At 71.8% G+C, this 25,048-nt stretch carries 17 protein-coding genes and 1 pseudogene; 9 read left to right on the forward strand and 9 right to left on the reverse strand.

Annotation, left to right across the window (positions count from 1 at the left end; all coding sequences use genetic code 11):
- Nucleotides 1–35 precede the first annotated feature (35 nt).
- Both JK364_RS07775 and JK364_RS07780 read left to right on the forward strand, forming a co-directional pair.
- Nucleotides 36–1,589: a vWA domain-containing protein gene (locus JK364_RS07775; protein ID WP_307841180.1), complete on the forward strand. Its 1,554-nt coding sequence runs from the start codon at nucleotides 36–38 to the stop codon at nucleotides 1,587–1,589.
- Nucleotides 1,579–2,367, forward strand: a complete 789-nt coding sequence (locus JK364_RS07780) for a hypothetical protein (protein ID WP_307841181.1) — start codon at nucleotides 1,579–1,581, stop codon at nucleotides 2,365–2,367. Before JK364_RS07775 ends, JK364_RS07780 begins: the two co-directional genes overlap by 11 nt.
- Before the next feature lie 30 nt (nucleotides 2,368–2,397).
- Here the strand turns inward: JK364_RS07780 and JK364_RS07785 are convergent.
- Nucleotides 2,398–2,769, reverse strand: a pseudogene (locus JK364_RS07785) (helix-turn-helix domain-containing protein); the annotation flags it as partial.
- A 28-nt stretch (nucleotides 2,770–2,797) separates the two neighbouring features.
- Between JK364_RS07785 and JK364_RS07790 the strand changes: the two are divergent.
- The 3 genes from JK364_RS07790 to JK364_RS07800 all read left to right on the forward strand — a co-directional run bounded on the left by JK364_RS07790 (nucleotide 2,798) and on the right by JK364_RS07800 (nucleotide 4,961).
- Entirely contained in the window at nucleotides 2,798–2,974 is a 177-nt protein-coding gene (locus JK364_RS07790; protein WP_230991358.1) for a hypothetical protein, read from the forward strand.
- Between the two features lie 120 nt (nucleotides 2,975–3,094).
- On the forward strand, nucleotides 3,095–4,036 hold the full coding sequence (locus JK364_RS07795; RefSeq protein ID WP_230991359.1) for a VC0807 family protein: 942 nt from the start codon (nucleotides 3,095–3,097) through the stop codon (nucleotides 4,034–4,036).
- A 127-nt stretch (nucleotides 4,037–4,163) separates the two neighbouring features.
- Entirely contained in the window at nucleotides 4,164–4,961 is a 798-nt protein-coding gene (locus JK364_RS07800) for an SAM-dependent methyltransferase (RefSeq protein ID WP_201848698.1), read from the forward strand.
- A gap of 55 nt (nucleotides 4,962–5,016) precedes the next feature.
- Here JK364_RS07800 and JK364_RS07805 read toward each other — a convergent pair whose 3' ends face one another.
- The 3 genes from JK364_RS07805 to JK364_RS07815 all read right to left on the reverse strand — a co-directional run bounded on the left by JK364_RS07805 (nucleotide 5,017) and on the right by JK364_RS07815 (nucleotide 12,068).
- Entirely contained in the window at nucleotides 5,017–6,600 is a 1,584-nt protein-coding gene (locus JK364_RS07805; protein ID WP_201848700.1) for an ABC transporter substrate-binding protein, read from the reverse strand.
- Between the two features lie 6 nt (nucleotides 6,601–6,606).
- Nucleotides 6,607–8,667, reverse strand: a complete 2,061-nt coding sequence (locus JK364_RS07810) for a P-loop NTPase family protein (protein ID WP_201848702.1) — start codon at nucleotides 8,665–8,667, stop codon at nucleotides 6,607–6,609.
- A 182-nt stretch (nucleotides 8,668–8,849) separates the two neighbouring features.
- Nucleotides 8,850–12,068 carry an NACHT domain-containing protein gene (locus JK364_RS07815; RefSeq protein WP_201848704.1) on the reverse strand — a complete coding sequence of 1,073 codons (3,219 nt, stop codon included), beginning with the start codon at nucleotides 12,066–12,068 and terminating at the stop codon, nucleotides 8,850–8,852.
- Between the two features lie 158 nt (nucleotides 12,069–12,226).
- Here JK364_RS07815 and JK364_RS07820 point away from each other — a divergent pair, with 158 nt between their 5' ends.
- The 4 genes from JK364_RS07820 (at nucleotide 12,227) to JK364_RS07835 (ending at nucleotide 15,561) form a co-directional block, all read left to right on the forward strand.
- Nucleotides 12,227–12,955, forward strand: a complete 729-nt coding sequence (locus JK364_RS07820) for a TetR/AcrR family transcriptional regulator (RefSeq protein WP_201848706.1) — start codon at nucleotides 12,227–12,229, stop codon at nucleotides 12,953–12,955.
- A gap of 40 nt (nucleotides 12,956–12,995) precedes the next feature.
- Complete coding sequence (locus tag JK364_RS07825) at nucleotides 12,996–14,150, forward strand: MAB_1171c family putative transporter (protein ID WP_201848708.1); 1,155 nt, start codon at nucleotides 12,996–12,998, stop codon at nucleotides 14,148–14,150.
- A gap of 387 nt (nucleotides 14,151–14,537) precedes the next feature.
- Complete coding sequence (locus JK364_RS07830) at nucleotides 14,538–14,978, forward strand: helix-turn-helix domain-containing protein (protein WP_201848710.1); 441 nt, start codon at nucleotides 14,538–14,540, stop codon at nucleotides 14,976–14,978.
- A gap of 13 nt (nucleotides 14,979–14,991) precedes the next feature.
- Complete coding sequence (locus JK364_RS07835) at nucleotides 14,992–15,561, forward strand: toxin (RefSeq protein WP_201848712.1); 570 nt, start codon at nucleotides 14,992–14,994, stop codon at nucleotides 15,559–15,561.
- A gap of 22 nt (nucleotides 15,562–15,583) precedes the next feature.
- Here the strand turns inward: JK364_RS07835 and JK364_RS07840 are convergent, their stop codons facing one another.
- The 5 genes from JK364_RS07840 to JK364_RS07860 form a co-directional block, all read right to left on the reverse strand.
- The gene (locus JK364_RS07840; protein ID WP_307841182.1) at nucleotides 15,584–19,021 is read right to left on the reverse strand and encodes an aminotransferase class I/II-fold pyridoxal phosphate-dependent enzyme; all 3,438 of its coding nucleotides are present in this window, start codon (nucleotides 19,019–19,021) and stop codon (nucleotides 15,584–15,586) included.
- Between the two features lie 26 nt (nucleotides 19,022–19,047).
- The gene (locus JK364_RS07845) at nucleotides 19,048–19,989 is read right to left on the reverse strand and encodes an NAD-dependent epimerase/dehydratase family protein (RefSeq protein WP_201848716.1); all 942 of its coding nucleotides are present in this window, start codon (nucleotides 19,987–19,989) and stop codon (nucleotides 19,048–19,050) included.
- A gap of 66 nt (nucleotides 19,990–20,055) precedes the next feature.
- A complete protein-coding gene (locus JK364_RS07850) occupies nucleotides 20,056–21,669 on the reverse strand; it encodes an amidase family protein (RefSeq protein ID WP_201849002.1) in 1,614 nt (537 codons plus the stop codon).
- Nucleotides 21,670–22,262: 593 nt separating this feature from the next.
- Nucleotides 22,263–23,648: a cytochrome P450 gene (locus tag JK364_RS07855; RefSeq protein ID WP_201848718.1), complete on the reverse strand. Its 1,386-nt coding sequence runs from the start codon at nucleotides 23,646–23,648 to the stop codon at nucleotides 22,263–22,265.
- Between the two features lie 213 nt (nucleotides 23,649–23,861).
- Nucleotides 23,862–25,016: an ABC transporter substrate-binding protein gene (locus JK364_RS07860; protein ID WP_201848720.1), complete on the reverse strand. Its 1,155-nt coding sequence runs from the start codon at nucleotides 25,014–25,016 to the stop codon at nucleotides 23,862–23,864.
- Nucleotides 25,017–25,048 lie beyond the last annotated feature (32 nt).

Below are 25,048 nucleotides of genomic sequence, written 5' to 3' on the forward strand. Positions count from 1 at the left end.
CCCGGGCTCCTCGCCGCCGGGGTCCTCGCCGCCGGGTGGTCCTCGCGCTCTGTCTGGCCCTGCTCGGCACGGCCACCGCCTGTGGCTCCGGTGACGAGGAGTCCACCACCCTGCACGTACTGGCGAGTTCGGAGCTGAGGGACATGGAGCCGCTGCTGGCCGACCTGCGCCGGGACACGGGGGTGGACCTGGACATGGAGTACAAGGCCACCGTGGACGCCGGGGACGGGCTGAGGCCGGGTGCGTACCACCACGACCTGGCCTGGCTCTCCTCCGACCGGTACTTCCAGCTCAGGCTCAAGGAGTCCAGGAGCACCGCGAAACCGCTCTCCACCACGACCATGCTCTCCCCCGTGGTCGTCGGCGTGAAGCCGGAGACGGCGAGGGCCCTGCGGGCGAGGGCGAAGGGCGGGCAGGTGTCCTGGGCGGACATCGCCGACGCCGCCGCCGCGGGCTCGGTGCGCTTCGGCATGGCCGACCCCAAACGCACCAACAGCGGCCTCTCCGCGCTCGTCGGCGTCGCCACCGCCGCGGCCGGGACCGGCAGCGCGCTGCGCGCGAAGGACATCTCCTGCGACCGGCTGCGCGGCTTCCGCACCGGCCAGAAGCTCACCGCGGACAGCAGCGCCGACCTGCGCGAGCAGTACATCGCCCACCAGGACCGGCTGGACGCCCTGATCACCTACGAATCGGAGCTGCTCTCGCTCAACGCCGGCGGCAAGCTCCACGAGAAGCTGGAGATCATCTATCCGAAGGACGGCATGGTGCTGTCCGACTATCCGCTGCTCCTCCTCGACCCGGCCAAGCGCAAGGCGTACGACAAGGTGGTGAACTGGCTCAAGAGCGCCTCGACACAGAAGAAGATCATGGAGCGCACGCTGCGCCGGCCGCTCGGCGCGGATGTGCGCAGGGACCCGAGGCTGCGGGCGGACATCGGCAACGCGCTGTACTTCCCGGACCAGCGGGCGGTGGTGGACCAACTGGTCGAGGACTACGGCGATCCCCGGCTGCCCACCGCCCGCCACGTGATCTTCCTCCTCGACTTCTCCACTTCGATGCGCGGCGCGCGAGTGGCCTCGCTGCGCGCGGCGTTCGCCGGACTCAGCGGTGCCGACACCTCCGCCACGGGGAAGTTCGTGCGGTTCTACCAGGGTGAGCGGGTCACCGTGATGCGCTTCGGGGGCCGCGTGCTCGCCGAGCGCGATGTCACCGTCGGCGGGCGGCGGGACCTGGACTCCGTGAAGTCCTTCGTCGCGGCGGACGACTTCGACAACTCCACCGCCATCTGGTCCGCGCTGGACCACGCCTACGGAAAGGCGTCCGGCATCGCCCGCGACCACCCCGGACAGCCCATCTCCATCGTCCTCATGACGGACGGGGAGAACACCTCCGGCATCACCCGCCAGGAGTTCGAGCGCCGGTACGCGGCACGGGCGGAGACGGTCCGCGGCGTCCCCACCTTCCCGCTGCGGTTCGGCGAGGCGGACACCGCGGAGCTGACCCGGGCGGCGCGTACGACCGGCGGGCGCATGGTGGATGCGGGCGCCCGCTCCCTTCCCGAGGCCTTCAAGGAGATCCGTGGCTGTTGACAGCGGAATGTGGTGGAGCGTCTGGTGGCCCTGGATGCTCGTGTGGCTGGTGACCGCGGTGAGCCTGATCGCCGTCGTGGCCTGGCTGGCGGTCCGGGTGCACCGGTACCGCAAACGGCTCAGATCGAGCACGGAGAAGCCCACGGAGGGCATCTGTCTCTACCTCCACGACCGGGCCATCATGAACCTCTACGAGATGGGCCGTTACGAGAAGGCACTGGAGCGGGAGGTCCAGCACCGGATCACCCGCACCGCGGACGGCTCGCTGCGGGCCCGGCTCTTCGGCGTGGGCGTCAGCGGCGGCCGGAACGTCAGCCGCGAGGAAATCAGCATGTACATCGAGAGTGCCAAGCCCATCACGGCGATCGGCCTCATCGTGGACACCCTCGAACGGACCGACGCCATCGTCCACGGCGACCTCAGGACCGGCACCATCACCCGGAACCACGCCCTGGAACGAGCCCTGGACACGATCGACCGCCCGGGCCCGGGGGCCGCGGAGAGCGTCCGGCTGCGCGACATCGAGGACTTCGTCTCCATCAGGGGCCGGTTCCGCAAGGCCGGCCAGACCTCGTCGCGCACCGTCTTCCTCGCCCCGTACGGCGACCCGGAGGACCCGGCCGAGGGGCCCCAGGTGCGCGTGGTCTGCGCCACGGACGGGCTGCGCAACGACGACAGCCACGAGGGCACGTTCCCGGCGCGCTGCCTGGGCAAGGTGCGGGACTGGAACCCGGGGACCGGTGAGCTGACCATCGAGGCCATCGCGATCTTCAGCTAGAGCTGCCGGTGGCCGGCCCCGCGGCCGGCACTGGGCGGTGGTGCCGGCCAAGCCGTCCATGACCCGCATCAACCCGGGGCTCACATGCTGAAGCCGCAGGTCACGGCGGGCGGTGCGATAGCCGGCGAGCAGGAACAGATGATCGCGTTCATCCGGGGTCAACCGCAGGCCGCGGGCGATGGCCGCGATCATCTGCTCCGAAGGCTGCGGCCCGTCGCCGCGTTCCAGCCGGGCGAAGTAGTCGGCGGACATGGTGCACAGCTCCGCCACCTCCTCGCGGCGCAGGCCCGGGGCGCGTCGGCGTTGCCCGCGGCGCAGACCGACGTCCTCCGGTTGCAGCGCCGCACGCCGGGTACGCAGGAAGGCGCCCAGGGACGAGCGGTCAACCGTATGGTCAAGCAGGGCCGGATCGGAGCGCGGAGCGCTGTCGTTGCTCTACGCCGCCACCCAGGACGTCCCCGGCAACTCCTACATCGGGCCGGACGGTCCGGGCGGCTTCCGGGGCTCCCCGACCGTCCGCCGGCCGGGCAGGGCCGGTCTCGACCCGGCCATGGCCGGCCGGCTGTGGGACGCGACCGCCGAGCTCGTCGGGCCGCTCCCGCAATGACTCCCGCAATGACCCGCTATCAGGGGGCGCGGCCGGATTTTCCAGTGCACCGTACACACCGGAAACTGCTGTTAACCGGACGGTGTTCACAAAAGGCTTTTCTCAGGGCCACTCAGCGCAATGGACTGTGACTTCTCGAAACATCGGCGTCCCCGCACTGTCCTCTTACGACATGACTGCTTTACGTTTCTCTTTTCTCGTACCACCACGCACAGCACCACCAGGCACACTTACAGGGGAACCGTGCTCACTCAGGACTCGACCAGTCAAGGCGCCTCGAGCGCATCGGAATCGGAATCGGATACGGATACGGATACACAGGCGCCACAGACCGGTGAGCGGCCCAAGGCACCCGCCCGGTCCAAGAGGGCCGCCATTCTCGGCTGGGCCGTCACGCTCAGCCTCAATGTCGTCGCACCGATCATCACGTACAAGGCACTGCGCGACCACGGCTTCAGCGAATTCGCCGCGCTGCTGATCAGCAGCGCCTGGCCGGTGGTCGACGGCGCCGTCCACCTCGCCTGGCGTCGCCGCCTCGATGAACTCGCCATCGTCACCCTGGTGTTCATCGTGATCACGGCCGTGGTGTCGACCGTCGGCGCGCACTCGGCCCGCGCGCTGCTGATCAAGGACTCGTGCGTCACCGGGCTGTTCGGGGTGCTGTGCCTGGCGACGCTGCTTGCGCCGCGCCCCCTGATGTTCTACCTGGGGCGCAAATTCGCCACCGACGGCACCGAGGCGAGCACCGCCTGGTGGAACGGCCTGTGGCACGTCGACGGCTTCCGCAAGGCCATGATGACGATGACGACCGTCTGGGGCGTGGCCTACTGCATCGAGTCCGCGGTCCGGGTCGTGCTGTCGTACAGCCTCAGCACCGACACCATGGTGGTGCTGAGCCCGGTCCTGATCTACGCCGTGCTGGGCTCCCTCGGCACCTGGACGGCCCTTTACGGCAAGCGGTCGCGCCGCAAGGGCGAGGCCCGCGCCGCCGCCGCGGCTGCGGCAGCGGCGGAAGCGGAAGCGGAAGCGAAGGCGGAGCCGGCAGCGGCGGCCGAGGGCTGACCTGCCGTCTGACACCGGGAGGCCGGGCGCGGAGAACTCCGGCGTCCGGCACCGGGGTTGGTGTGGGAAGCTGTTCGTCAGTCGAACGCGGGCGGGGGCCGTGACGGTCGTCGAGAGGAACACTGCGTTGACGGAGAACGGCTTCCGCGCCGAGGAGATCGATACCCGCAGGCCGCATCCTGCCCGGATCTACGACTACCTCCTGGGCGGAAAGAACAACTACGAGGTGGACCGCGAGGCCGGTGACCGGCTCGCCGCCGCGGCACCCGAGGTGTGGAGCGGCGTACGCGCCAACCGCGACTTCCTGCGGCGCGCCGTGCGCCATGTGGTCGACAGCGGCATCCGGCAGATCCTCGACATCGGCACCGGGCTGCCCAGCTCCCCCAATGTGCACGAGATCGCCCGCGAGTCGGCGCCGGACGTGCGCGTCGCGTACGTCGACAACGACCCGATCGTCAACACCTACGCCAATGTGCTTCTGCGCGGCTCGGCCGCGACCAGCATCGCGCTCGCCGATCTGCGCGACCCGCGGGCCGTCCTGGACCACCCCGAGGTCCGCCAGGTCATCGACTTCGACCGGCCGGTCGCGGTGCTCCTCGTAGCCATCGTCCACTTCCTCACCGACGTGGAGCGGCCCGAGCGGGTCGTCGCCACCCTGCGCGACGCGCTGCCGGCCGGGAGCTTCCTGGTGCTCTCCCACGCCACGGACGACTTCGCCGACCGCAGCGCGGCCTCGGCCGTCTACGACGATGCCACCGCCACCTTGAGCCTGCGGTCCCGCGACCGGATCGAGCGATTCTTCGACGGCTTCACCCTGGTCGAGCCCGGTCTGGCCGAGGTCCCGTTCTGGCGCCCGGACGCCCCGCCGCCGACCGGGCCCGGGGAGATCGGCTACTACGGCGGGGTGGCGCGCAAGTCCGGCTGAACCACCGCGCGCGGTCCGCGGTCGGCGTCAGGACGTCGGGGATCGTCGGGGCACGTCAGGAGGGGCAGGCGTTCTTGGTGCCGTTCCGGTAGGTGCGGTAGAGGCCGGGCGCGCCCGGATCCCCGGACCGGACGCTCGGCGGGAACTCGACCACGGGCACGGGTTTGCACACGGCCCATTGGTCGTTCTTGCCCGGCCCCTCGAACCCGTAGGTCCCTCCGGCGCCGACCAGGCAGGAGCTGCACCCGTCACCGGCGATGCTCGGGATGATGAGGGTGTTGTACACATCGTCCTTCGTCGGGATGCTCAACGCCTCCGGCGCCTTCTTGCCGCCCTCGTTGATCTCGGCGAAGGTGCGGTCCACGGCGCCCGCGAGCAGCGTGAAGGCGTCGTGGTACATCACGGCGTAGCCGTCGTCGAGCGGCTTGTTCCCCAGCTTGTGCTGCTTTTGGATCTCCTCGAAGCGGTCCAGGAAGCGGCCGAGCGCCTTCTTGGCCTTCCCCGTCCACCAGGCGGGGTCGACGGCGGAGGCGTCGACGATCGTGGCGCGTGCCTCGTCCAGCCATCGGCGGGGCGCGTCCCCGGTGAGCGTGGGCTCCAGGCCGATGCCGACCTTCAGGATGCGCAGCGTCGTGGTGCGCCCGCAGCTGCCCTCCTGCGCCATGCGCTCCATGAAGGCGGGGAGGTCCTGGTCGCGGCCCGCGAAGAAGACGGTGTCGGACTTCTCGTTGCAGATCTTCTGGACGGCGTCGGTGAACCGCTGCGGGATGCCCTTGTCGGTTCCGGAGGTGCCGGTGAAGTTCGAGTTGTGGTTGGTCAGGTCGTACGCGTCGCCGAAGTGCCGTTCGAAGACGCTGCGCAGGTTCTGGGAGTAGACGTCCTCGCTGCGGTTGTCCCAGACCAGGAAGCCTCTGTGCCGGGCCGGCTTGCCGTCCAGGTAGAGCTTGAGGGCGCGGGCGAACTGGTCGTTGTTGGGCGAGGTCTTGAAGAAGTACGGGGAGTTCATGTTGGCCGCGGTGATGACCGGGCCGACGGTGGGGATGCTGTGCTTGCTGAGCGCGGCGATCGCCTTACGGGTCTCCGGGGTGCTGCTGGGGATGCCGGTCACGCCGACCAGCGGCGCCCGGGTGTCCTTGGTCAGCTCGGCGAGACGGTCGACGACGGGCTCCCATTGGTCGAGGTTGCGGCCGTCGGGGGCGAGCAGCAGCTGGTAGTGCGGTCCGCCGAAGCGGTTGGCCTGCCGCTGGGCGGCCAGGGCCCCCGCGATGCCGCGGCGGATCATGTCCGCCGTCATGGCGCTGTGGTCGTCCGCGGTGAAGGGCATCATCAGCGCGATCCGCACGTACGGGATCCTGGGCCCGCTCGGCGGGTCCTCCCAGTCCCGCTTCACCCGGGCGTTCTCGTCCGCCACCGCACCGATGAGGCTCTCGATGCCCGGGTCCGCCTCGAAGGCCTCCTCGGTGACGCCCACGCAGTCCCCGTCGATGTCCCGCAGGTCGTCACCGCACCTGCCGGGGCCCTGCGCCACATTGACGGCGATGGTGATCGCGGCGGCTATCAGGGCGCCGATTCCGACGACGGCCAGCCATTCGAGCGGACCCCACTCGCGAGGATGACGGCGGAACAGACGGAGCAGCATGCTTCCTCACTGACCGGAGATAGGGAAGGGGCGCTTCTTCCGCGCCGCCGCGGGCCAGTTGCGGGCCGCCTGGCCCAGGACGGCGTGCCAGGACGGATGGCGCGGTGAGAGATAGGCCAGCTCCTCGCCGACCGCCTTGCACATATCGGGGTCCGGCTCGGCGTGCGGCTCGGAGACATGCCACAGGGCGTGCAGCAGCCGGTTGACGCAGCGCTCGATCTCGTGCAGTTCGGCGTACCGGCCGTCGTGCGCGCCGAGGGCGATCTGCATCCGTTCGTCGGTCCACTCCTCGGCCGGTGGGGTGGGCGCGGTGGCGGCGTACTGGAGGCACAGCAGCCAGTGGGCGGCGGCGTTGGCGTCCTTCTCCGACTGGAACTCCTCGGTCAGCATGGCCACCACCGTCTCGGCGTTCCCGGCCGCGAGGGTGTGCCGCAGGGCGTCGGCCTCGCCGCTCTCACCGCGCTGGGCGTGGTGCATCCGCAGGAAGCGGTGGATGTCCTGCCAGCTGCGGCCGTCCTCGGCCCGCGAGGAGGTGCGGCGCGCCTCGTGCACCAGCAGGGTGCGCAGCAGCGCGTCGGTGACCAACGGCTGGTCGGGCGGGGTGAGTTGCTGCCATTGCTGCTCTTCGAGGTAGTCGGTGGCGGAGTTGGCGGGCAGCTGGTCCGGGCCCTGGAGCCGCAGATGCTCGGCCAGCGCCTCGGCCGCGGTGCTGTCGCGGGCGAGCGAGAGCAGGGTCAGCCGGTCGCGCTGGCGCCGGTCGGGGAGCAGCCGCTCCAGGAGCGCCTCGGTGACCGGGCGGCCGTCCTTCGCGCTCAGTTCGAGGAGGTCCCGCGGGTCCACGCCGCGGCCCCGCTTGGTGGCGTCCAGGACCGCGGCGCACAGCACGGTGGTCACCGCGGGGTGCCCGCCGGTCAGGGAGTGCACGGCGGAGGCCAGATAGGGGTGGAGCGGCCGGGCGGGCCAGCCGGGCACCAGGAGGGGCAGGATGTCGTCCCGGCTCAGCGGGGTGAGCGGGACGGCGAGCAGCCCGGCGGACGGGGCCAGGCCCCTGCGCTGCCAGCCGGAGGACTTCACCAGGTCGGGCAGGTCGCGGCGGACCGCGTCGGACGCTTCCTCCGGTAAGCCGCCGAGGCGGGTGGCCACGACGACGAGTTCCTCGTGGTCGGGGCGCTCGGGCAGGGCGCGGTGTTCGAGGAGCAGGTCGAGGAAGTCCTGGCCGGGCGGGCAGTGGGCGTCGTCGAGCAGGATGAGCGGCCACGGTTCGCGGTTCCACCGCTGGAGCCTGCCGTAGGAGGAGGCGACATCGTGGAGGAAGGCGGCCATCAGGCTCTGCTCGGCCGCGTGCCGGTAGTCGCCGCCCCGCTGGAACCACTCCCCCAGCAGCACCAGCGGATCCTGGCCGTCCGCGCCCCGCGGAAAGCGCCCCCGGTACCACTCCTGTGCCGCGGCCGGCTGGTGCCGTTCGGTGTACTCGGCCACCACGGCGGCGGTGACCGCGTCCCGGCCCCGCTCCGCGTCGGCTACCGCGTCGATGGTCTCCAGACGGCCTTCGACGGCGGTGGCCCAGGCGTGTCTCAGCGCGTTCTCGTCGCCGCCGGTGAGGCGGCAGGCGAGCAGCAGCCGGGCGAACCACAGACACGCGGCGTCCCGCTGCTCGCCGTTGCCGCGGTACCAGCCGGAGACGGCGAACAGGCCGGGCAGCAGGACGGGGAAGCGACGGCGCAGCGCGGGGGCGAGCCCGCACACCAGCTCCGCGAGGATCTCCACGAGGGTGGCGGCGGTGGGGGCGCCGCCGTCGGCCGGGGCGGACGGGAAGGGGGCGGATTCGGTGGCCACGGCCCGGACGTGGGCCAGCGGCAGCCGGTCCCGATAGCGCGCCGCCAGCTCCTCGAGGACGGCGCTGCGCCCCATGCCGTGGTACCCCGTCAGCAGCACCACGGGCAGATCTCCCTGGTGCTCCCGGCCGGCCCGGGACCGCTCGTCGTAGGCCAGGCCGGTCAGCCGGGGAACGAGCGAGCGCAGCACCGGGTCCCGGCCATAGAGCGGTGACCCTTCCGATACGCCCATCCCGTTGCGACCCGCCTCAGTCGTCCTCTGCTGCCCGGCAGCCCTGACCTCGGAGACGGGCGGCACCGCTCCCCCGAGACATCAGCCGCTGACATCCGTACCCACTACGCCTACAATCCTGAATTTACCCCTTGGGTAAACATCCCACCAGGTGAACGCGGCACCGTCGGAGATAGTGCCGGTCAGGGGTGTGGATAAATGTCGAGGTCGACGCTTTCGGGGAGCGAGTCCGCGCCGCGGATCTCGCCCGGGTAGACCAGCCGCACCCGACGCAGCCGCCGGAGTCCGGCCAGGGAGGCGAGATCGAGCTCCGCCACCTGCGACAGATGGATCTCCTCAAGTCCCGGAAGCCGCCGGGCGATCCGCCGCAGCGGAACCGCGACACCGGCCCTGGCCCACACATCCAGATGGGTGACCTGGGGTATCTCGGTGCGGGGCGCGAACAGCAGCATGCTCAGCTGCTGCGGGGAGAGCGTCAGCTTGCGCAGCTGGGGCAACTCGGCGATGAGGGAGCCCCATTCGTCCGGCGTCAGCCGCTCGCTGGCGTCCTGGAGTCGCAGCTCCGCCAGCTCCCGGCACTCCACGATCCCCGCGAGCTGCGCCGCCGACGACGGCAGTGAGAGCAGCCGCAGCTCGGCGGGGCGGGGCAGGTCGGACAGGCCGCGCCAGGGCACCTCCGGCCCGATGAGGAGCCCTTCGAGACGGGGGCAGTCGGCCAGCTTCAGCAGCGGCTCGAACTGGGGCAGGTCCCGCAGCTCCAGCCGCCGCAGCCGGGGCAGCCGGGCCAGCGGAGCGGGGTCCTTCACGTTCCGGCAGCCCTGGAGGGCGAGGGTCTCCAGGTCGGGGTAGGCGGAGAGCAGATCGAGGTCCTCCAGCTGGAGGGTGTTGCGCAGCCGCAGCTCACGCAGCTGCCGCGGGTCGAGCGCGGCGCGGATCGCCTCGGGGGCGAAGTCACCGTGCAGGCCCACGCGTTGATAGCCGGACATGGTGCGCAGGGCCTCCAGCTCGGCGTGCGAGCGCACCGTGACGATCTCCTCGGGCGCGGTGTCGAGGAGCGGCCGTACGATCTCCTCCGCGTACACCTTGGTGTCGAACCGGTCCCAGTGGGCGAGCAGTTGGGCGCGCACCGCGGGCTGGCCGGTGCCCAGGAACTCCCGGAGCCTGGGGATGGCGGCGTCCCCGCCGATCTGGCAGATCGCGTGGACCGTGGCCAGCTCCTCGTCGCCCTCCAGGTCCTTGGCGTCGGGCAGCAGGCCCAGCAGCAGCGGGCCGGTCTGCGCCAGTGACCTGGCCTCCCGCAGACTGCGCGGCGGAAGCAGCCGCGCGGCCCGGTCCTCGATGGCCTCGCGGACCGTGGGCTCCAGGCGGGTGGCCTGTTCGAGGGAGGCGAGCGCGAGGAGCCGTAACCGCGCCTGGATCGTCGCGTCCTGCTCCCGGTCGCCCCGCTCGCGCAACCGGGTCAGCAGGTCGGCACGCTCTTGGTGTCGAGCCTGTGCGACGGCCATCTGCACCACGTCCTCCCACTGGTCCAGGTGTGCGTTGTTCACCAGCATGCCCATATCGCGCTCTTCCAGCACGGCCCTGGCGCCCAGGAAGTCCTGGAAGGTGCGGTGGATGAAGTTGACCGCGCCCGGGGCGGGTTCGCGCAGCAGACCGGAGCGCTCCAGCAGGTGCTGCAGGGTCTCCTCCGCCGTTCCGACTTCGGCGAGGCGGGGCACGGAGGGCTGCAGCCGCCGTACCACGTTCACCGCGTCCGGGCGGTCCAGCTGGGTCCGTTCATTGCGGATCAGCCAGTACGCGAGCCTCTGGAGCGGCTCCGTGGCCGACTTCTGGTCCAGGACGGGCTTACGGCTGCGCCCGTAGACCTCGCGCTCCAGGTCGCGCCGCTCCAGGAGCATGGACAGGGCCGCCTCGTACAGGGAGGCGCGGCCCTGGGGCAGGAAGCCGCGGCGCTCCCGGTGCAGGGCGCAGATCAGGCCGCACATCAGCGGATTGGTCGCCAGGCGGCTCAGCTCGGGGCTGCCGCGCAGCGACTGGGTGAGCGAGTCGCCGAGCTCCTGCGAGGCCCCGGCCGCCGTGTGCCAGCGCCGGATGAACTGCTTCATGTCGGCGGGCCGCAGCGCGGCGAGCGCGAACTCCTGGAAGCCCTCGCGGGCCAGCCAGCCGCGCTCGAGGGCGGCGGGGCGGGAGGTGAGCAGCCACAGATTGCCGGGGAAGACGGCGAGCAGCTTCCTCAGCCAGGCCCGCACGCGGGTGCGGTCGTCCTTCGGGATCTCATCGGCCCCGTCGATCAGGAGCACTCCGCGCCCGTGCCGCAGCACCCGCGCGGCCCAGCCGTCGGGCTCGGTGCCCACCAGCGGGCAGCCGATCCAGCGCAGGAAGTCGTCGGGCATCGGCAGCTCGGAGTCCTTGCGCGCCAGGGTGCGCAGCGGCAGCACGAAGGGGACCCGCCCGAACAGCTGGGACAGCCCGCCCGGCACCCGCTCCTGCTGCGCCGTGGAGAGGGCCAGCCACTGGACGAGGGTGGTCTTGCCGGTGCCGGCGACCCCGCGCAGCAGTACGCGCTCATGGGTGGCGAAGACCGCCTCGGCCGGGCCCGGCGCCCGATCGGTCTCGGTGTCCCGGTCGGCGCCGGGCTCGCCGTTCACCACCGGCACCCGGTCGGTGCCATCGCGGTACGGCCTGGCCTGGAGGCTCAGATACGCGGTCTCCAGCGGCCAGTCCTGGCCATCCGGTTCGCGCAGGTCCACGCCGTAGATGGTGAGCCGGCCGTGACACTCGACGACGTAGCGCGCGTACTCCTCCTCGAACTGTTCGTCCTGGCGGCTGATGTCGGGCAGCCGCCGCAGGATGGCGTCCAATTTCTCGCTCTGCTCCCGGATCTCGCGGCTCTGCTCGATCTGGGCTCGGGCCGCGAACCCGGGCCGCTGGCTGAAGAAGCGCATGAGGTGGACGCAGGCCGTCTCCAGGAGCCGGTCGTGGAAGCGGGCGGCGTCGTCGCTGAGGAGCCTGCGGGTGTCGGGGCCCGCGCGCCGGGACAGCTCGGCGGCCAGCCGCTCCGGGCCGAGCGCGAAGGCGTGCACATCGTCCATGTCGAGATCGCCGAGGGCGTGCAGGGTGCGGGTCAGCGCCTGCCCCACGGAGTCGTGCTCATCGGCGCCGATCGGCGGGTCGTGCGGCCCGGCGGCCCGCACGGCGCGGCGGACCAGTTCGCGGGCGAGCTTGTGCAGATCGTCCTCGGTGAGGGTGCGGTGCTCCTTGGCGAAGGAGACGAGCCGGCGGATCGGTACGGGCCGTTCGCCGTACTCCGCGCCGGGCGCGCTCGCGGGCGGCAGCAGCAGTCGTTTGATCACCGGCACGACCACTGCCGACGCGATCCGCAGCCCCACCCCGCCGTCCACAGCAGCCCCTCCCTCGCGGCGTCGGCGCGCGTCCCCCGCCGAGCCCGTGCAACCGCCTCACATCCCGCTCACCATAACCGCGAAGACCCCTCCGGGGTCAGGGTTCACGTCAGGGTCCGCGGGGCGCGAAGTGCCATGGCACCGGTACGGTTTGACCCATGGATGTTTCCGGGACACGTTCCGCCGATGACAACTCCGGGGCTCGGGCGGCCATCACGACCACCGCGCGCCAACTGCTGGTGAAACTGGGCGCCGGAGGGCTGTCCCCGGCCGCCGTCGCCCAGGAGGGCGGTCTTTCCGTCAGCGAGGTGGAAGCCGTCTTCCCGCACCGGGACGATCTGCTGACCGCGCTGCTCATCGACGCCTACAACGGCTCCGGCGCCGCGATGGAGGAGGCCGACCGGGACGCCAGGGACGCGGGCGCGCCGGCGGGCGCGCGGCTGCTCGCGGTCACGCGGGCGCTGCGCCGGTGGTCCTTCGCCAACCCCGGCGAGTTCACGCTGGTCTACGGCTCGCCCGTGCCGGACTACCACGCCCCGCAGGAGACCGTCCCGCCCGCCTCGCGCACCCCCGCGGTGCTGGCAGGCATCGTGCGGTCGGCGCTGGAGGCCGGTGAACTCACCGCGCCCCGGCGGCAGGTGCCGGGGCCGCCGCTGCTGCTGCCGGAGGCGGTGCACCTCTTCGGCGGCACGCCCGAGGCCCCGTTCTCGGACGTCATCGAGCGCGGCATCGTGCTGTGGAGCGGTCTGATCGGGCTCCTGGTGTTCCAGGTCTTCAGCCGCACCCATGACAGCGTCCGGGACGAGGCCGCGTTCTTCGACTACGCCGTCGCCGTCGCGGCCGAAGGGATCGGACTCGTGGTTCCCTTGGGCGAGAACACCGACTGAATCGTTCGCCGCGTGCGCGGCACCTGTGGGGGAAAGGGCCGTGAACACCATCAAGACTCTCTGCTTCGTCATCGCGGCGCTGTCGTCGTACGCGGCGCTCGTCTACCGGCTGTTCCAGGTCAGACGCGGCTGGCGGGACAGCGCCTACCGCACCCTGTTAGTCACCCTGCTGCTGCAGTGCCTCACCTTCACGATGGGTGCCGTCGCCATGGGGAGCGAGCGCTTCCTGGGCGTCGGCAACCTCGCGATCCTGGTGATGCACCTGTCGGCGGTCGCCTTCTGCGTCAGCGCCCAGATCATCCTGCTGCGCTGGGCGACCGACGCCGAGGAGTCGGGGCGCAAGGCCCGCTACTGGCTGATCACCGGAATCGCCCTCAACGCGCTTCTTACGGCGCTCTTCTTCATCGCCGACGGCCCGGGCCGGCCGGCCGAGGACTTCAACACCGGCAGTGGCCGGCCGCTGGTCCTCACCTACCTCCTGGTCTTCATGGTCTCCCAGGCGGTTCCGTGCGTCACGATCCTGCGCCAGTGCGTGCCCTACGCCCGTATGGCGAGCAAGACCTCGCTGCGGCAGGCCCTGCGGATGCTCTCCGTCGCCGCGGTGATCCTCTTCCTGTACTGCCTGGCCCGGGTGGTCAACATCGTCACGGCCGCGTGCGGGCTCGACATCGGCGCCTGGACCCTGGCCGCCTCCGTCTTCAGCGCGCTGGGCATCCTCACCCTCTCGCTCGCCCTGACGATCTCCTCCTGGGGGCCGTCGGCCACCAAGCTACTGGAGTGGGCGCGCGGCTACCGGTCCTACCGGGCCCTGTATCCGCTGTGGCGGGATCTGTACGAGTCCTCGCCGGACATCGTCCTGGAGCCGCCCGGGGCCGCGGTCTCCGACCTCAACTACCGGCTGCACCGGCGGGTGATCGAAATACGGGACGGATGGCGGGAGTTGCGCCCCTACATCGACCGCACCACGAACGGCGACGGCGGGGCGGGCCCCAGGGGGAGCGAGGAAGCCCGGCAGGCGTTCGCCGAGGCGGCTCAGATCAGGCAGGCGCTGCACGCCAAGCGCACCGGCACCATTCCCGACGACAACGCGGACACCGGCGACTTCGGGGACCGCGACACGGACAACTTCACCGCAGAGGTCGTCTGGCTCACCAAGGTGGCCTCCGCCTACCGGCGGCTCGGCAAGGCGCGCTGAACGGCCGCACGGCGCGCTGAGGGACCGTAGGCGCGCCCGCGCCGAGGGCTGAGGGCGCTGGTGCTGGTGCTGGTGCCGAGAGAGGATCCCGCCCGGTCTGCCCCCGTCAGGCCGAGCGGGACTTCCCCCGTGATTCCCCCGTTTCCTTCTTCCGAGCCGAGTGGGTGGCCCCACTCGGCCCGGCCCGGGCCCGGACCCGGAAGGCCGGGCCGGACCAGGCCGATGGAGCTGGTAGCCAACTCGACCACCCCCGTGAGCGGAGTTAGCTATCAGCTATCGGCGAGGTCCACGGTGGCGGAGTTGCGCCCGATTGTCAACTGACCGCTAATCTGCGAAACTGACGATTAGCCGGGGGCAAAGCCGAGGAGGTGAGGGAGGGAGATTCGCATGTCCGAGACTGACGACCGGCCCATGCTGGCAGTGCGTCTGGACAACCTCTTCAAGACGGTTCGTCCCAAGGGCAAGCACTGGACCAACGCCGAGGTGGCGGAGGAGCTCAAGCGGGCCAACCCCGAATTGAAAGTCGGGGGTGTGTATCTGTCGCAGTTGCGGACGGGCAAGCGCGCCAATCCCTCACCGGACCTGCTGGCCGCCCTGGCACGCTTCTTCGGCGTGTCGGTGGCCTACTTCTTCGACGACCAGGTCGCCGAGTCGGTGCTCAGCGAGATCGCCGCCATCGAGGCGCTGCGCCAGGCCGGGGTCCGCGCCGTGGCGATGCGCGCGGCGGGGATGAAGAAGGAGAACCTCGCGGCCATCACGACCATCATGGATCAGTACCGGCAGCTCCAGGGCCTTCCGCCGGTCAACGACGCCTCGGATGCGGAATGAGGGGTGCGGCTGGGTGAGGGGCGCCAACAGGGGACGGTCGGCCGATCACGACCGCCGCAGTCAGCTCAAGAAGCTCCGGAAGGCCGGTGCGCGGCGGATCGCCGACCTCGGCCTGCCGGAAGTGGCCGACGTGGCCGAGCTCTGCCGCCATCTCGGCGAGGTCCGCGGCCGCCCGATCACGCTGGTCCCGATGCCGATGCCGGCGACGCACCCCTGCGGCATGTGGGTCGCCGCCCGCGACGAGGACCTCATCTTCTATGACGCCAACACGACCAGCGCGCATCAGGAGCACATCATCTTGCACGAGCTGGGCCACATCATCTGCTGCCATCGCGGGGCGGGTTGGCTGGACGAGGCGAGCGCCCGCCTCCTCTTCCCCAACCTCGACCCCGACCTCGTGCGTGACATGCTCCTGCGCGCGACCTACGACGACGTCCAGGAGCAGGAGGCGGAGATCATCGCCTATCTGCTCTCCCAACGGGTGGGCGGCACCGAGGATCGGCATGGCGCGCCCACGGCAGGGGACGCCGGGGCATCCGGGCGGGACGCCATGCTCAGCCGGATCGAACGCACCCTGATCTGAGGTTGATCCGACGGTGCCTCACTCATCCCCCGGTGGCCGCCACCTCCTCGGCCAGGATCGCCACGGTGCGCCGGATGTCGTCCTCACGGTGCTCGCTGGTGACGAAGAACCGCAGCCTGGCGAGCCCCTCCTCCACGGCGGGGTGGAAGATCGGATCGGCGATCACACCGCGGTCGAACAGCCGGTCCACGATGTGCAGGGTCCTCGCCGAGTCGCCGAGGAGACACGGCACGATCGGGGTGTGGGCGCTGGTGCCCGTCGCCAGACCGGCCGAGCCGGCCAGGCCCAGGAAGAGCTCCGCGTTGCGCCGCAGCGCGCGCACCCGGTGGGGCTCGGCGACGATCAGCTCGGTGGCGGCCAGCGCCGCGGCCGCGTTGGCCGGGGTCAGGCCGACGCTGTAGACGAAGCCCGGCAGTGTGTGCCGCAGCCACCGCACCATCCGGGCCGAGCCGCCGAGATAGCCCCCGCAGCTGGCGAACGTCTTGGACAGGGTGCCCATCCACAGGTCCACATCGGTCCGGTCGACGCCGAAGAACTCGCCGACGCCACGGCCGCGTTGGCCCACGGTGCCGATGCTGTGCGCCTCGTCGACCATCAGCAGGGCGCCGTAGCGCCGCTTCAGCTCGATCATGGCGGGCAGGTCCACCAGGTCGCCGTCCATGCTGTAGGCGCCCTCGACGACGATCAGCACGCGTCGGAACCGGGACCGGTTGCGCCGCAGGGTGTCCTCCAGCGCGCCGATGTCGTTGTGGGCGAACGGGCGCCGTGCCGCCCCGGACAGCGCGCAGCCCTGGAGGATGCTGTCGTGGGCGAGCGCGTCGTGCACCACCAGGTCCCGCGCGCCGACGAGGTGCCCGATCGCGGTGACGTTGGTGGCGTGGCCGCTCACCAGCGCCAGGCAGTCCGCGGTGCCGAGGAAGTCGGCCAGCGCCCGCTCCAGCCGTACGGTCAGGTCCCGTTCACCGGAGAGCACCCGGCTCGCCGAGACCGAGGTCCCGTACCGGTCCACCGCCTGGTGCACGGCCTCGTTGACCGCCGGATGGCCGGAGAGCCCCAGGTAGTTGTAGCTGCCGAAGGACAGATACGGCCTTTCGTCGATCATGGTCGTATCGCGGATGGTGCCCTGGTGGACACGGAAGTACGGGAAGCCCGCGCCGCTGCCCGTGATCGTGCTCAGGCGCTCCTCGAACTGCCGCACCTCGGGGAAGTCATCGGCGCACGCGGTCGCCGCGTCCCAGTCCCCCCGTGTCTCCCGGGGCGGTGGCTCACCGAGGACGGGCGCCCCGGTGAGATGCGGATCGACCAGCCCGACCAGCCGTTCCACGGTGAGGTCGGGCGAGAAGATCTCCTCGGTGCGGAATCCCGGTATCCGTTTGCCGATGTTGACCTCGAGCTCCTGGAGCATCAGGGAGTCGAAGCCGAGGTCGGTCACCAGCTCCATCCGCTCGGCCAGATCGGCGAGCGGGAACACACCGGTCCGCGAGAGCTCTTCGAGCACGATGGTCGCGGCGGATCCGCCACCGGCCCGCGCGTCCACCGGCCCGGTCCGGCCCTCCCCCACTGCCGCGAGGGCGGGCGGGGCCTCCTCGGGGGCGCGCGCCGACTCGTCCACCGCCCAGTGGTGGCGCGGAGCGAGCGGGCTCGGTGGCAGGGTGCAGGGCGGTATGCGCTCCATCACCGGGCGGAGCCCCGCGCCGGTGACCGCCCGCTCGGCGAGCCGGGCCAGCGCGGCCGAGCGTTCCTCGGCGGGCAGCGAGCCCGGAGCGGGCACGGCGGCCTCCGGCTGCTCACCGGGTGGCACCGTGCCGGCCATCTGCCCCGGCCCGAGCTGCCCGGCGCGGCCGGCCGCCACGGCCTCGGCCGCTGCGGTCAGCTTGGTGACGGCGTCGGCGGTGTCCTCGGCCACCAGGGCGAGGCGTTCGGCGAGCGGAGCCCGGCGGGCCAGGGTGTCCGCCACCCCGGCCAGCGGCGGCCGGTCCTCGGCGAGGGTGTCGGCCAGCTCCCGGGCGTAACGGACCAGCCCGGCCCGGTCGCGGGCGCTGAGCACCAGCAGCCGCGGCCCCTCGTCCGGTGCGGGACGGGCCGGTGCGGTGGCGCACTCCTCGACCACCAGATGGACACCGGTGCCGCCGAAGCCGAAGGCGCTCACCCCGGCCCGGCGCGGCTGCCCGGACTCCGGCCATACGGTCGGCTTCGTCGGAATGGTCAGCCGCGCGGCCTCGAGCCCGGAGCGGTCGGCGAGATCGAACTCCGGCTGTGGCGGTATCACTCCCCGGTGCACGGCCAGCACGGTCTTGACGAGCCCGGCCATCCCGGCGGCGTTGAGCGCGTGTCCGACCACCGCCTTCACCGCGCCGAGGAACGCGGGCGCGCCCCGCTCGCCCCGCAGTTCGCCCAGGACGCCGACCTCGACCGGATCGCCGACGGTGGTCCCGGTGCCGTGTGCCTCGAGGTAGCCCACCGCGTCCGGGGTCAGATCGGCGTCGCGGTAGGCCCGGCGCAGGGCCCTGAGCTGACCGGCCGCCTGGGGGTGCATTCCGCCCTGTACGGTCCCGTCGTTGGCCGTGCCCACACCCCGTATCACCGCGTAGACCCGGTCGCCCGCGGCCAGCGCGTCGGCCAGGGGGCGCAGCGCCAGGACCCCGGCGCCCTCCCCCAGGACGAAGCCATCGGCCTCCGCGCCGAACGGCAGGCATCTGCCGCTGCGCGAGATGGCGCCGATCCGGCACAGCCCCACCAGCAGATCGGGGGCGAGGATCAGCTGGGCGCCGCCCGCGAGGGCGATGCGGCAGCGGCCCGCGCGCAGTGCGAACACGGCGTTGGCCACGGCCATGAGGCCACCGGAGCACGCCGAGTCCAGCGCATAGCTCTCGCCGTGCAGATCGAAGACCGAACTGACGGTGTTCGGCCCCATGTTGAGCAGGAGTCCGGCCACGGACGAGCCGTGCAGCCCGTCCACCGCGCGGACCGTCTCCGGCCACTGGGGATCGGTGGCCCGCGCCCCGAACTCACCGCCGGTCAGCTGGCGCATCCGGATGCGCATGGTGGTGATCTCGCGATAGCCGCTCTCGGTGAGCGCCGTGATCACCGAGGTCTCCTCGCGGTCGAAGTCCTCGGCCTCCCATCCGGCGTCCTGGATGGCCTCACGGGTCAGGTCGATCAGCAGCCGCCCTTGCGGGTCCATCGATCTGGCCCGGCGTGGCGGGATGCCGTAGTGCGCCGCGTCGAAGTGGCCCACGTCCGGCAGCAGCGCCATGGTGTCCGTATAGGTCGAGGATGTGTCGCGTAAGTTGTCGCTGAGGAAGGTGGCGGTGCGCCATCTCGAGTCCGGGACGGTGGCGAACTGCGCCCTCGGTTCGTTGAGCAGCCGCCAGTACTGGTTGACGTTCCGCGCCCCCGGGAACCGGCAGGCCATTCCCACGATCGCGACGTCATCGCGCCGCGTTCCGCTTGTGCCCACTGTGGATTCCTTCGCTCTCACGGCCGTCACCCGGCGGTGTCCAGTCGCTCGCGCCACCACTCCACCGTCGCCTTGACCTGCTCGTCGACGGGGGTGGCGCGCACCGCGAACTCGGCTTCGTAGGCGCTCGCGTCCATGATGAAGGGCCGGTCGAACTGGTACCGGACCTCCTTCAGCTCGCGGAGCAGCGGAGAGACCAGCGACGCGAGTGCCAGCACGGCCGACGGCAGCCCGCGCACCGCGACCGGCCCGGTCTCCGCCTGCGTGGCGAGGCGGCCCACCATCTCCCGGGTGGACAGCGCGGGCGCCGTCGGCACGTGCCAGGCCCTCCCCCAGGCCCGCTCCTCGCCCGCCACCTCGGCCAGGGCGGCGGCCACATCGGGGATATAGCTCCAGCTGTGCGGGGTGTCCGGGTCCCCGAGCGAGGAGACCGGCTTGCCGCGCAGCACACGTGGCACGACCCGCGCGGCCAGGTGCCCGCCGTCGGTCACCCCGGGCCCGAAGAAGTCCGACGCCCGCACCTCGACCGCCTTGATACGGCCCTGCTCATGGAGGTCTCGCGCCTGCTCCCACGCGGCGGCGCGCACCCGCCCCTTGGTGCCGGTGGCGGCGAGCGGCAGCTCCTCGGTCAGGGGGCCGTCCACCGGGCCGTACCCGTAGAGGTTGCCCAGCATGACCAGGACCGCCCCGGTGGCCTCGGCGGTCGCGCAGAGCGACGAGACCAGGGGCGGCCATTCACTCGCCCAGCGGTGGTAGGGCGGTGCGCCACAGCTGTAGAGGGCGGCGGCGCCCCGCACGGCCTCGGTCAGTCGTTCGCTGTCCGTCGCGTCCAGCGCGACGTGCTCGATACCCGGTTCCGGGCTCCGGCCCGACCTGGTGATGACGCGTACCGTATGGCCCCTTTCGGCGAGCAGCCGAGCAGTGGCCGCCCCCGCGGGCCCGAATCCTATGACGACATGAAGGTTCACGCGCGCACACTAGCGCGAGTATCCGTGGCTTTTGCGGCAGACGTTCCGATGGGCCGCTCACTCCGTTCACTCCGTTCGCCGGGAGGCGCCGGTTCCCGCTGACGGCAGGTAGCGCGGCGCCCGCCAGGCGTGCAGCCGGCGCTCCACCGCGGCGCCCAGCGACAACAACTCGGTGTCCTCGTGGTCACCGGCCATCAGGAGCACGCCCACGGGAAGCTCGTCCACGAACCCGGCGGGCACCGACAGGGACGGGTATCCGGCCACGGCCGCGGGGGTCGAGGACGGGATCACATCGTTGTCGCCGCGCGCGCAGTCGGTGGTCCAGGCGGGCGGGTTCGTCGGCGAGGCGATGGCGTCCAGGTGGTGGGTGGCCATGGTCTCGTCGAGGGAACGCCGTGCGAGGTCCTTCAACTCGGCGCGCATCGCCCGGTATTCGGGGTCGGTGGTGGGAGGTGCGGCAAGCGCCTGCTCGAACAGCTCCTGCCCTGCGAAGCAGGTCTGCTCCGCCGGGTGTGCGCGGTTGAATTCGATCAGCTCGGCGAGGTCGTGCGGCCCCTCGCGGGTGGCGAGGTAGGCGTCGATGTCCCGGTGGAACTCGCTCAGCAGCGCGGGGAATTCCAGCTCGGCCAGCCGGTCCTGGTACGGCGGCGTCACCTCGACGACCTCGGCTCCCGCCGCGCGCAGTCGCTGCGCGGTACGGGTCATCACGGCGTCCACCTCGGGCCCGAGCGAGGGCAGCCGCCACAGGCCGATGCGCTTGCCGCGCAGACCGGGCGTCTCCGGGAGGGCGGCGGGATCGCCGCGGAGTGCGGTGCCGCTGAGCACCGAGAAGGTGAGCGCGGTGTCGATCACATTGCGCGCCATCGGCCCCGCGGTGTCCTGCTCGGCGGAGATCGGGACCACTCCGGACTGGCTGACGAGGCCGAGGCTGGGCTTGTGGCCGACCACCCCGTTCATCCCGGCCGGGCACACGATGGAGCCGTCGGTCTCGGTGCCGATCGCCACCTGCGCCAGCGACGCGGCGAGCGCGGCGCCCGAACCGGCGGACGAACCGCAGGGGTTGCGGTCCAGCACGTAGGGGTTGCTGGTCTGCCCGCCGACGGCGGACCACCCCGAAGTCGGCTTCGCGGCACGGAAGTTGGCCCACTCGGACAGATTGGTCTTGCCGAGGATCACCGCCCCCGCGTGGCGCAGCCGTGTCACCAGGGCGGCGTCCGTGTCCGGCGGGCTTCCGGCCAGCGCCAGCGACCCGGCGGTCGTGGGCAGGTCGCGGGTGTTCACATTGTCCTTGAGGAGGACGGGGATGCCGTCGAGCGGGCCACGGGTGTGGCCGCGCCGATGCCTGGCGTCGCTGGCGGCCGCCTGCCGCAGGGCGGTGGGGTCGGTGCGCAGCACCGCGTGGATCGTGGGGTCGATGGCCTTGATCCGCCGCAGATAGGCGGTGGTCAGGGCCGACGAGGTCAGCGAACCGTTCGCCATTCGCGCCTGGAGTTCGGGGATCGTCACCGTGTCGAGATCGACGCCGAGTTGGGCGGGGGAAGCGGCCGCCGATGCCGGCGACGGAATGCCACCGCCGGCATCGGCGGCCTCGGCGGCCTCGGCCCGTGATTGCGGTGCGCCCGCGCAGAGGGAGCCCGCCACCAGGGCGGCGACCAGCGTGGCAAGGCTCGGCTTCCTCATGGCGCTCATGACCCTCATGCTCCTCATGAGGGTCAGCGCACTACAGCCCGGCGACCCGGCGCAAGGGCGTTACGCGCCGAGCTTCGGGCGCGGACGCCGACGGGTGTCCGGCGGATCTGTCCCCTCCCCGCCCCTTCCCGCTACCAAGGGCTTCGCCCCTGGACCCCGGAGTTTGGGGCGGAGCCCCGGTCCGGGGTCTGGAGCGCAACCCCGGGTCCGGGGTCCTGGGACGAAGCCCCAGTTTCGGGGTCTGGAGCACAGCCCCGGGTCCAGGGTCCTGGGACGAAGCCCCAGTTTCGGGGTCTGGAGCACAGCCCCAGTCCGAGCGCTGAGGACGGAGCCCCGGGTCCGGGGACCAGGGGCGAAGCCACACCTTCGGGCCCTGGAACACAGCCCCAGTCCGAGCCCTGGCGGCGGAGCCCCAGTCCGGGCTCTGGGGCGCGGCCCCGGGTCCGGGGGCCAGGGGCGGAGCCCCGGTTTCGGGGTGCTGGGGCGGAGTCCCGGGTTTTGGGGGCTGGGGCGGAGTCCCGGTTTTGGGAAGGGGCGGGGAGGGGAACGGCTCGCCGCAGGCGTCGAGACCCGCCGAACACCCCCTAGCCTCGGCGCAGGCTCGCCAGGAAGCGCCAGAGCGCGGAGCGGGGCCGTTCCGGCTCGGCGGGGGCGGACGCGGCGGGCTCCGGCAGCGGGGCGGGCGCCGTGGCTCCGGCGGCCGGGGGCAGCGGGGCCTGCCGAGTCCGCATCCGGTACCGGACCGGGAAGGACTTCATGCCGCGTACATACGTGGACGAGCGCCACGGCAACTGGTCGACGGGCAGCCCGAGTTCGAAGTCACACCGTTCGAACAGCTTGCCCACCGCCGTGGTGACGATCATGTCGGCCAGCCCCCGGCCCGGGCACTGATGCGCCCCCGCGCCCCAGGCCAGATGGGCGCGCGAACTCACCGACGCGTCCTGACTGCCGGGCGGGGCGAACATCGGGTCGCCGTGCGCGGCGGCGATCGAGGGCACCACCACATCGCCCGCGGCGAGCCGGAAGTCCCCCAGGTCGGTGTCGACCGCGGGGAAGCGGAAGGTGAGGTTGACCCACGGCGGCGAGGCGATGTGCACGCGGTTGACCAGCTCCTCGACCGGCCCCGCCATCAGTCCGGCCCGCGTCCCGGCCTCCCCGGCCAGCACCTCCAGCACGCTGTTGGTGATGGCGTGGCTGACCAGCTCCGACATGATGACGATGATCGCGTAGAGCTCCAGGCCGATCTGCTCCACCGTCAGCGGGGGCTCGATGGCGAGCAGCCGGGTGGTCAGATCGTCACCGGGGTTCTGCCTCTTGTACGCCGCGAGTTCGGTCGTCGCGGCCACCAGCCGGCCCACGGCCGCGCCGGCGTCCGGACCGCCGTCCACCATGCGCCAGGAGTCCATGAACACGTCGTCGCCCTGGTCGACCGGGAAGCCGAACAGCCGGTTGACGGCCATCAGCGGCAGCGCCCGCGCGAACTGCGCGCCCAGGTCCACCCATCCGCTGTCGCCGCCGTCCGCGAAGAAGGTGATCAGCTCATCCGCGTGGCGGGAGACGGCGTTCGCCAGCTCCCAGGACTGGGGCGCGTCGGAGTCCTGGAAGGGGGCGAGTGCCTCCTCCACGGCGGCGCGTGTCGCCTTGTGCCGCTGGTCGTCCTGGACCAGCAGATGGCTGACCTGGTAGCCAGGCAGATGCGGCCAGTCGGACGGCACCCGGCCCTCGCTCAGCCACCGCCAGTGCTGGACGTCCTTCTTCCATGCGCTCTCGTCGCGCAGTACCTCCCGCACCTCGCGGTAGCCGAGCACCAGCCAGACCGGCACCCCGTGCAGATCGACGGGTGCCACCGGCCCGTACCGGGCCCGCAGGCGTGCGTAGACCGCGGCGGGCCGGGTCTCGAAGTCCCGTGTCATCAGCGGCTCGACCGCCAGGGACTCCAGCTCGGACGGCGCGGAGGCAGGAAAGTGCATTTCGGTGTCCTTAGTGCGACAGCTGGGCCATTCCGGCCGGGCCGCGGGTCCGTGTGGGGGAAAGCCACACGGCATGTGACGCGCGGCACGGAGCGAGAGTCGGCCCGCTACGGCGCAGGCCACACTAGCGGCCGTTCGGCGGGCTGAACAGCGTGGCCGATCTGCGGGGCCAATCTGCGGGGCCGATCTCCGTGATCCAGCGGATGGCGCGCGTCAGGGCTTGTGGCCGACCGCCTCCGCGTAGAACGAGCGGTCCACGACCTTGTCCTCGGGCAGTGGGTCGCCCTCGACCACCCCGGCGGTGGCGTACGCCTTCTGCAGGCGGTTCACGGTGCCCGCGCGAATCTCCCAGTCCATGCGCAGCGACGGCACGGCGGCCAGGATGTCCGGCTCGGTCTTGAGCGCGTCGCCGAGGTCGTCGAGGAATGCCTTGTCCTTCTTGTAGTCCCCGGCGAAGTAGGTGTTGACGGTGCGGATGTAGGCGCGCAGGAACGCCACCCCCGCGTCCGGGTCCCCGGTCAGCAGATCGGGTCCGAACAGCAGCCCGCCGAGCGGTTCGCCCCGCGGCTGACCGCCGAGGAAGGCGTAGCCCGCGTCGCCGTCCACCTGGCGCCACACCGGGTCGAGCAGCCAGGCCGCGTCCACTCCGCCGTTCTTCAGCGAGGCGAGGACCTCGGCGGGGCCGAGCTGCTGGAAGCGGACGCTGTCCACATCGGCCTTGTGTGCGGCGAGCACCTTCTCCATCGGGTAGGTGATGACCGAGCCCTTGCCGATGAGGGTGCCGACCGTACGGTCCTTGAGGCTGACCCCGCCCGCCGTCTCGCCCGGCCGCAGCCTGGCCCAGAATCCGCTCCTGGAGCCGGGCGCGGGCGTGAAGTTGCCGGCGACCCAGCGAATGTCGAACCCCTGCCGGATGCCGTTGAGCACGGCGGCCTCCGGCGCCGCGTACTGGACGTCGATATCGCCCTTGGCGAGCAGCGGAAGCGCGTCCGGGGTGGGCAGCAGCTTCACTTCGACGTCGAGCTTCTCCTTGCTGAATTCGCCCTTGGCCACGCCGATCCGCAGGGGCGCCAGATACTCGGCGGTCAGCGTGGAGGCGGAGACGACGACCTTCGTCTTCTTCTTGAGCGGCTTCGGCGCGGGCGCGCCGGGTACGCAACGGGCGGGCCCGCGGGCGGCGGACAGGTCGGAGGGGTCGGTCCAGCCCTTGGCGCAGCCCGCGACGGGGGTGATCGGGCGGGGCTTGCCCCGCGAGTCCGGGCCCGCCGAGTCCGAGGTCTGTGCGTCGCAGGCGGCGAGGGAGCCGAGGACGCCCAACAGGGTCACGCCCGTGAGCAGGGCGCGGGCGAGGGAGGGTGTCCGTGCCATGGGTGCCGCCTTCCGGGGGCCGGGGGCCGGAG

The organism is Streptomyces endocoffeicus (genome assembly GCF_016741935.1).
Classification (GTDB): Bacteria; Actinomycetota; Actinomycetes; order Streptomycetales; family Streptomycetaceae; genus Streptomyces; species Streptomyces endocoffeicus.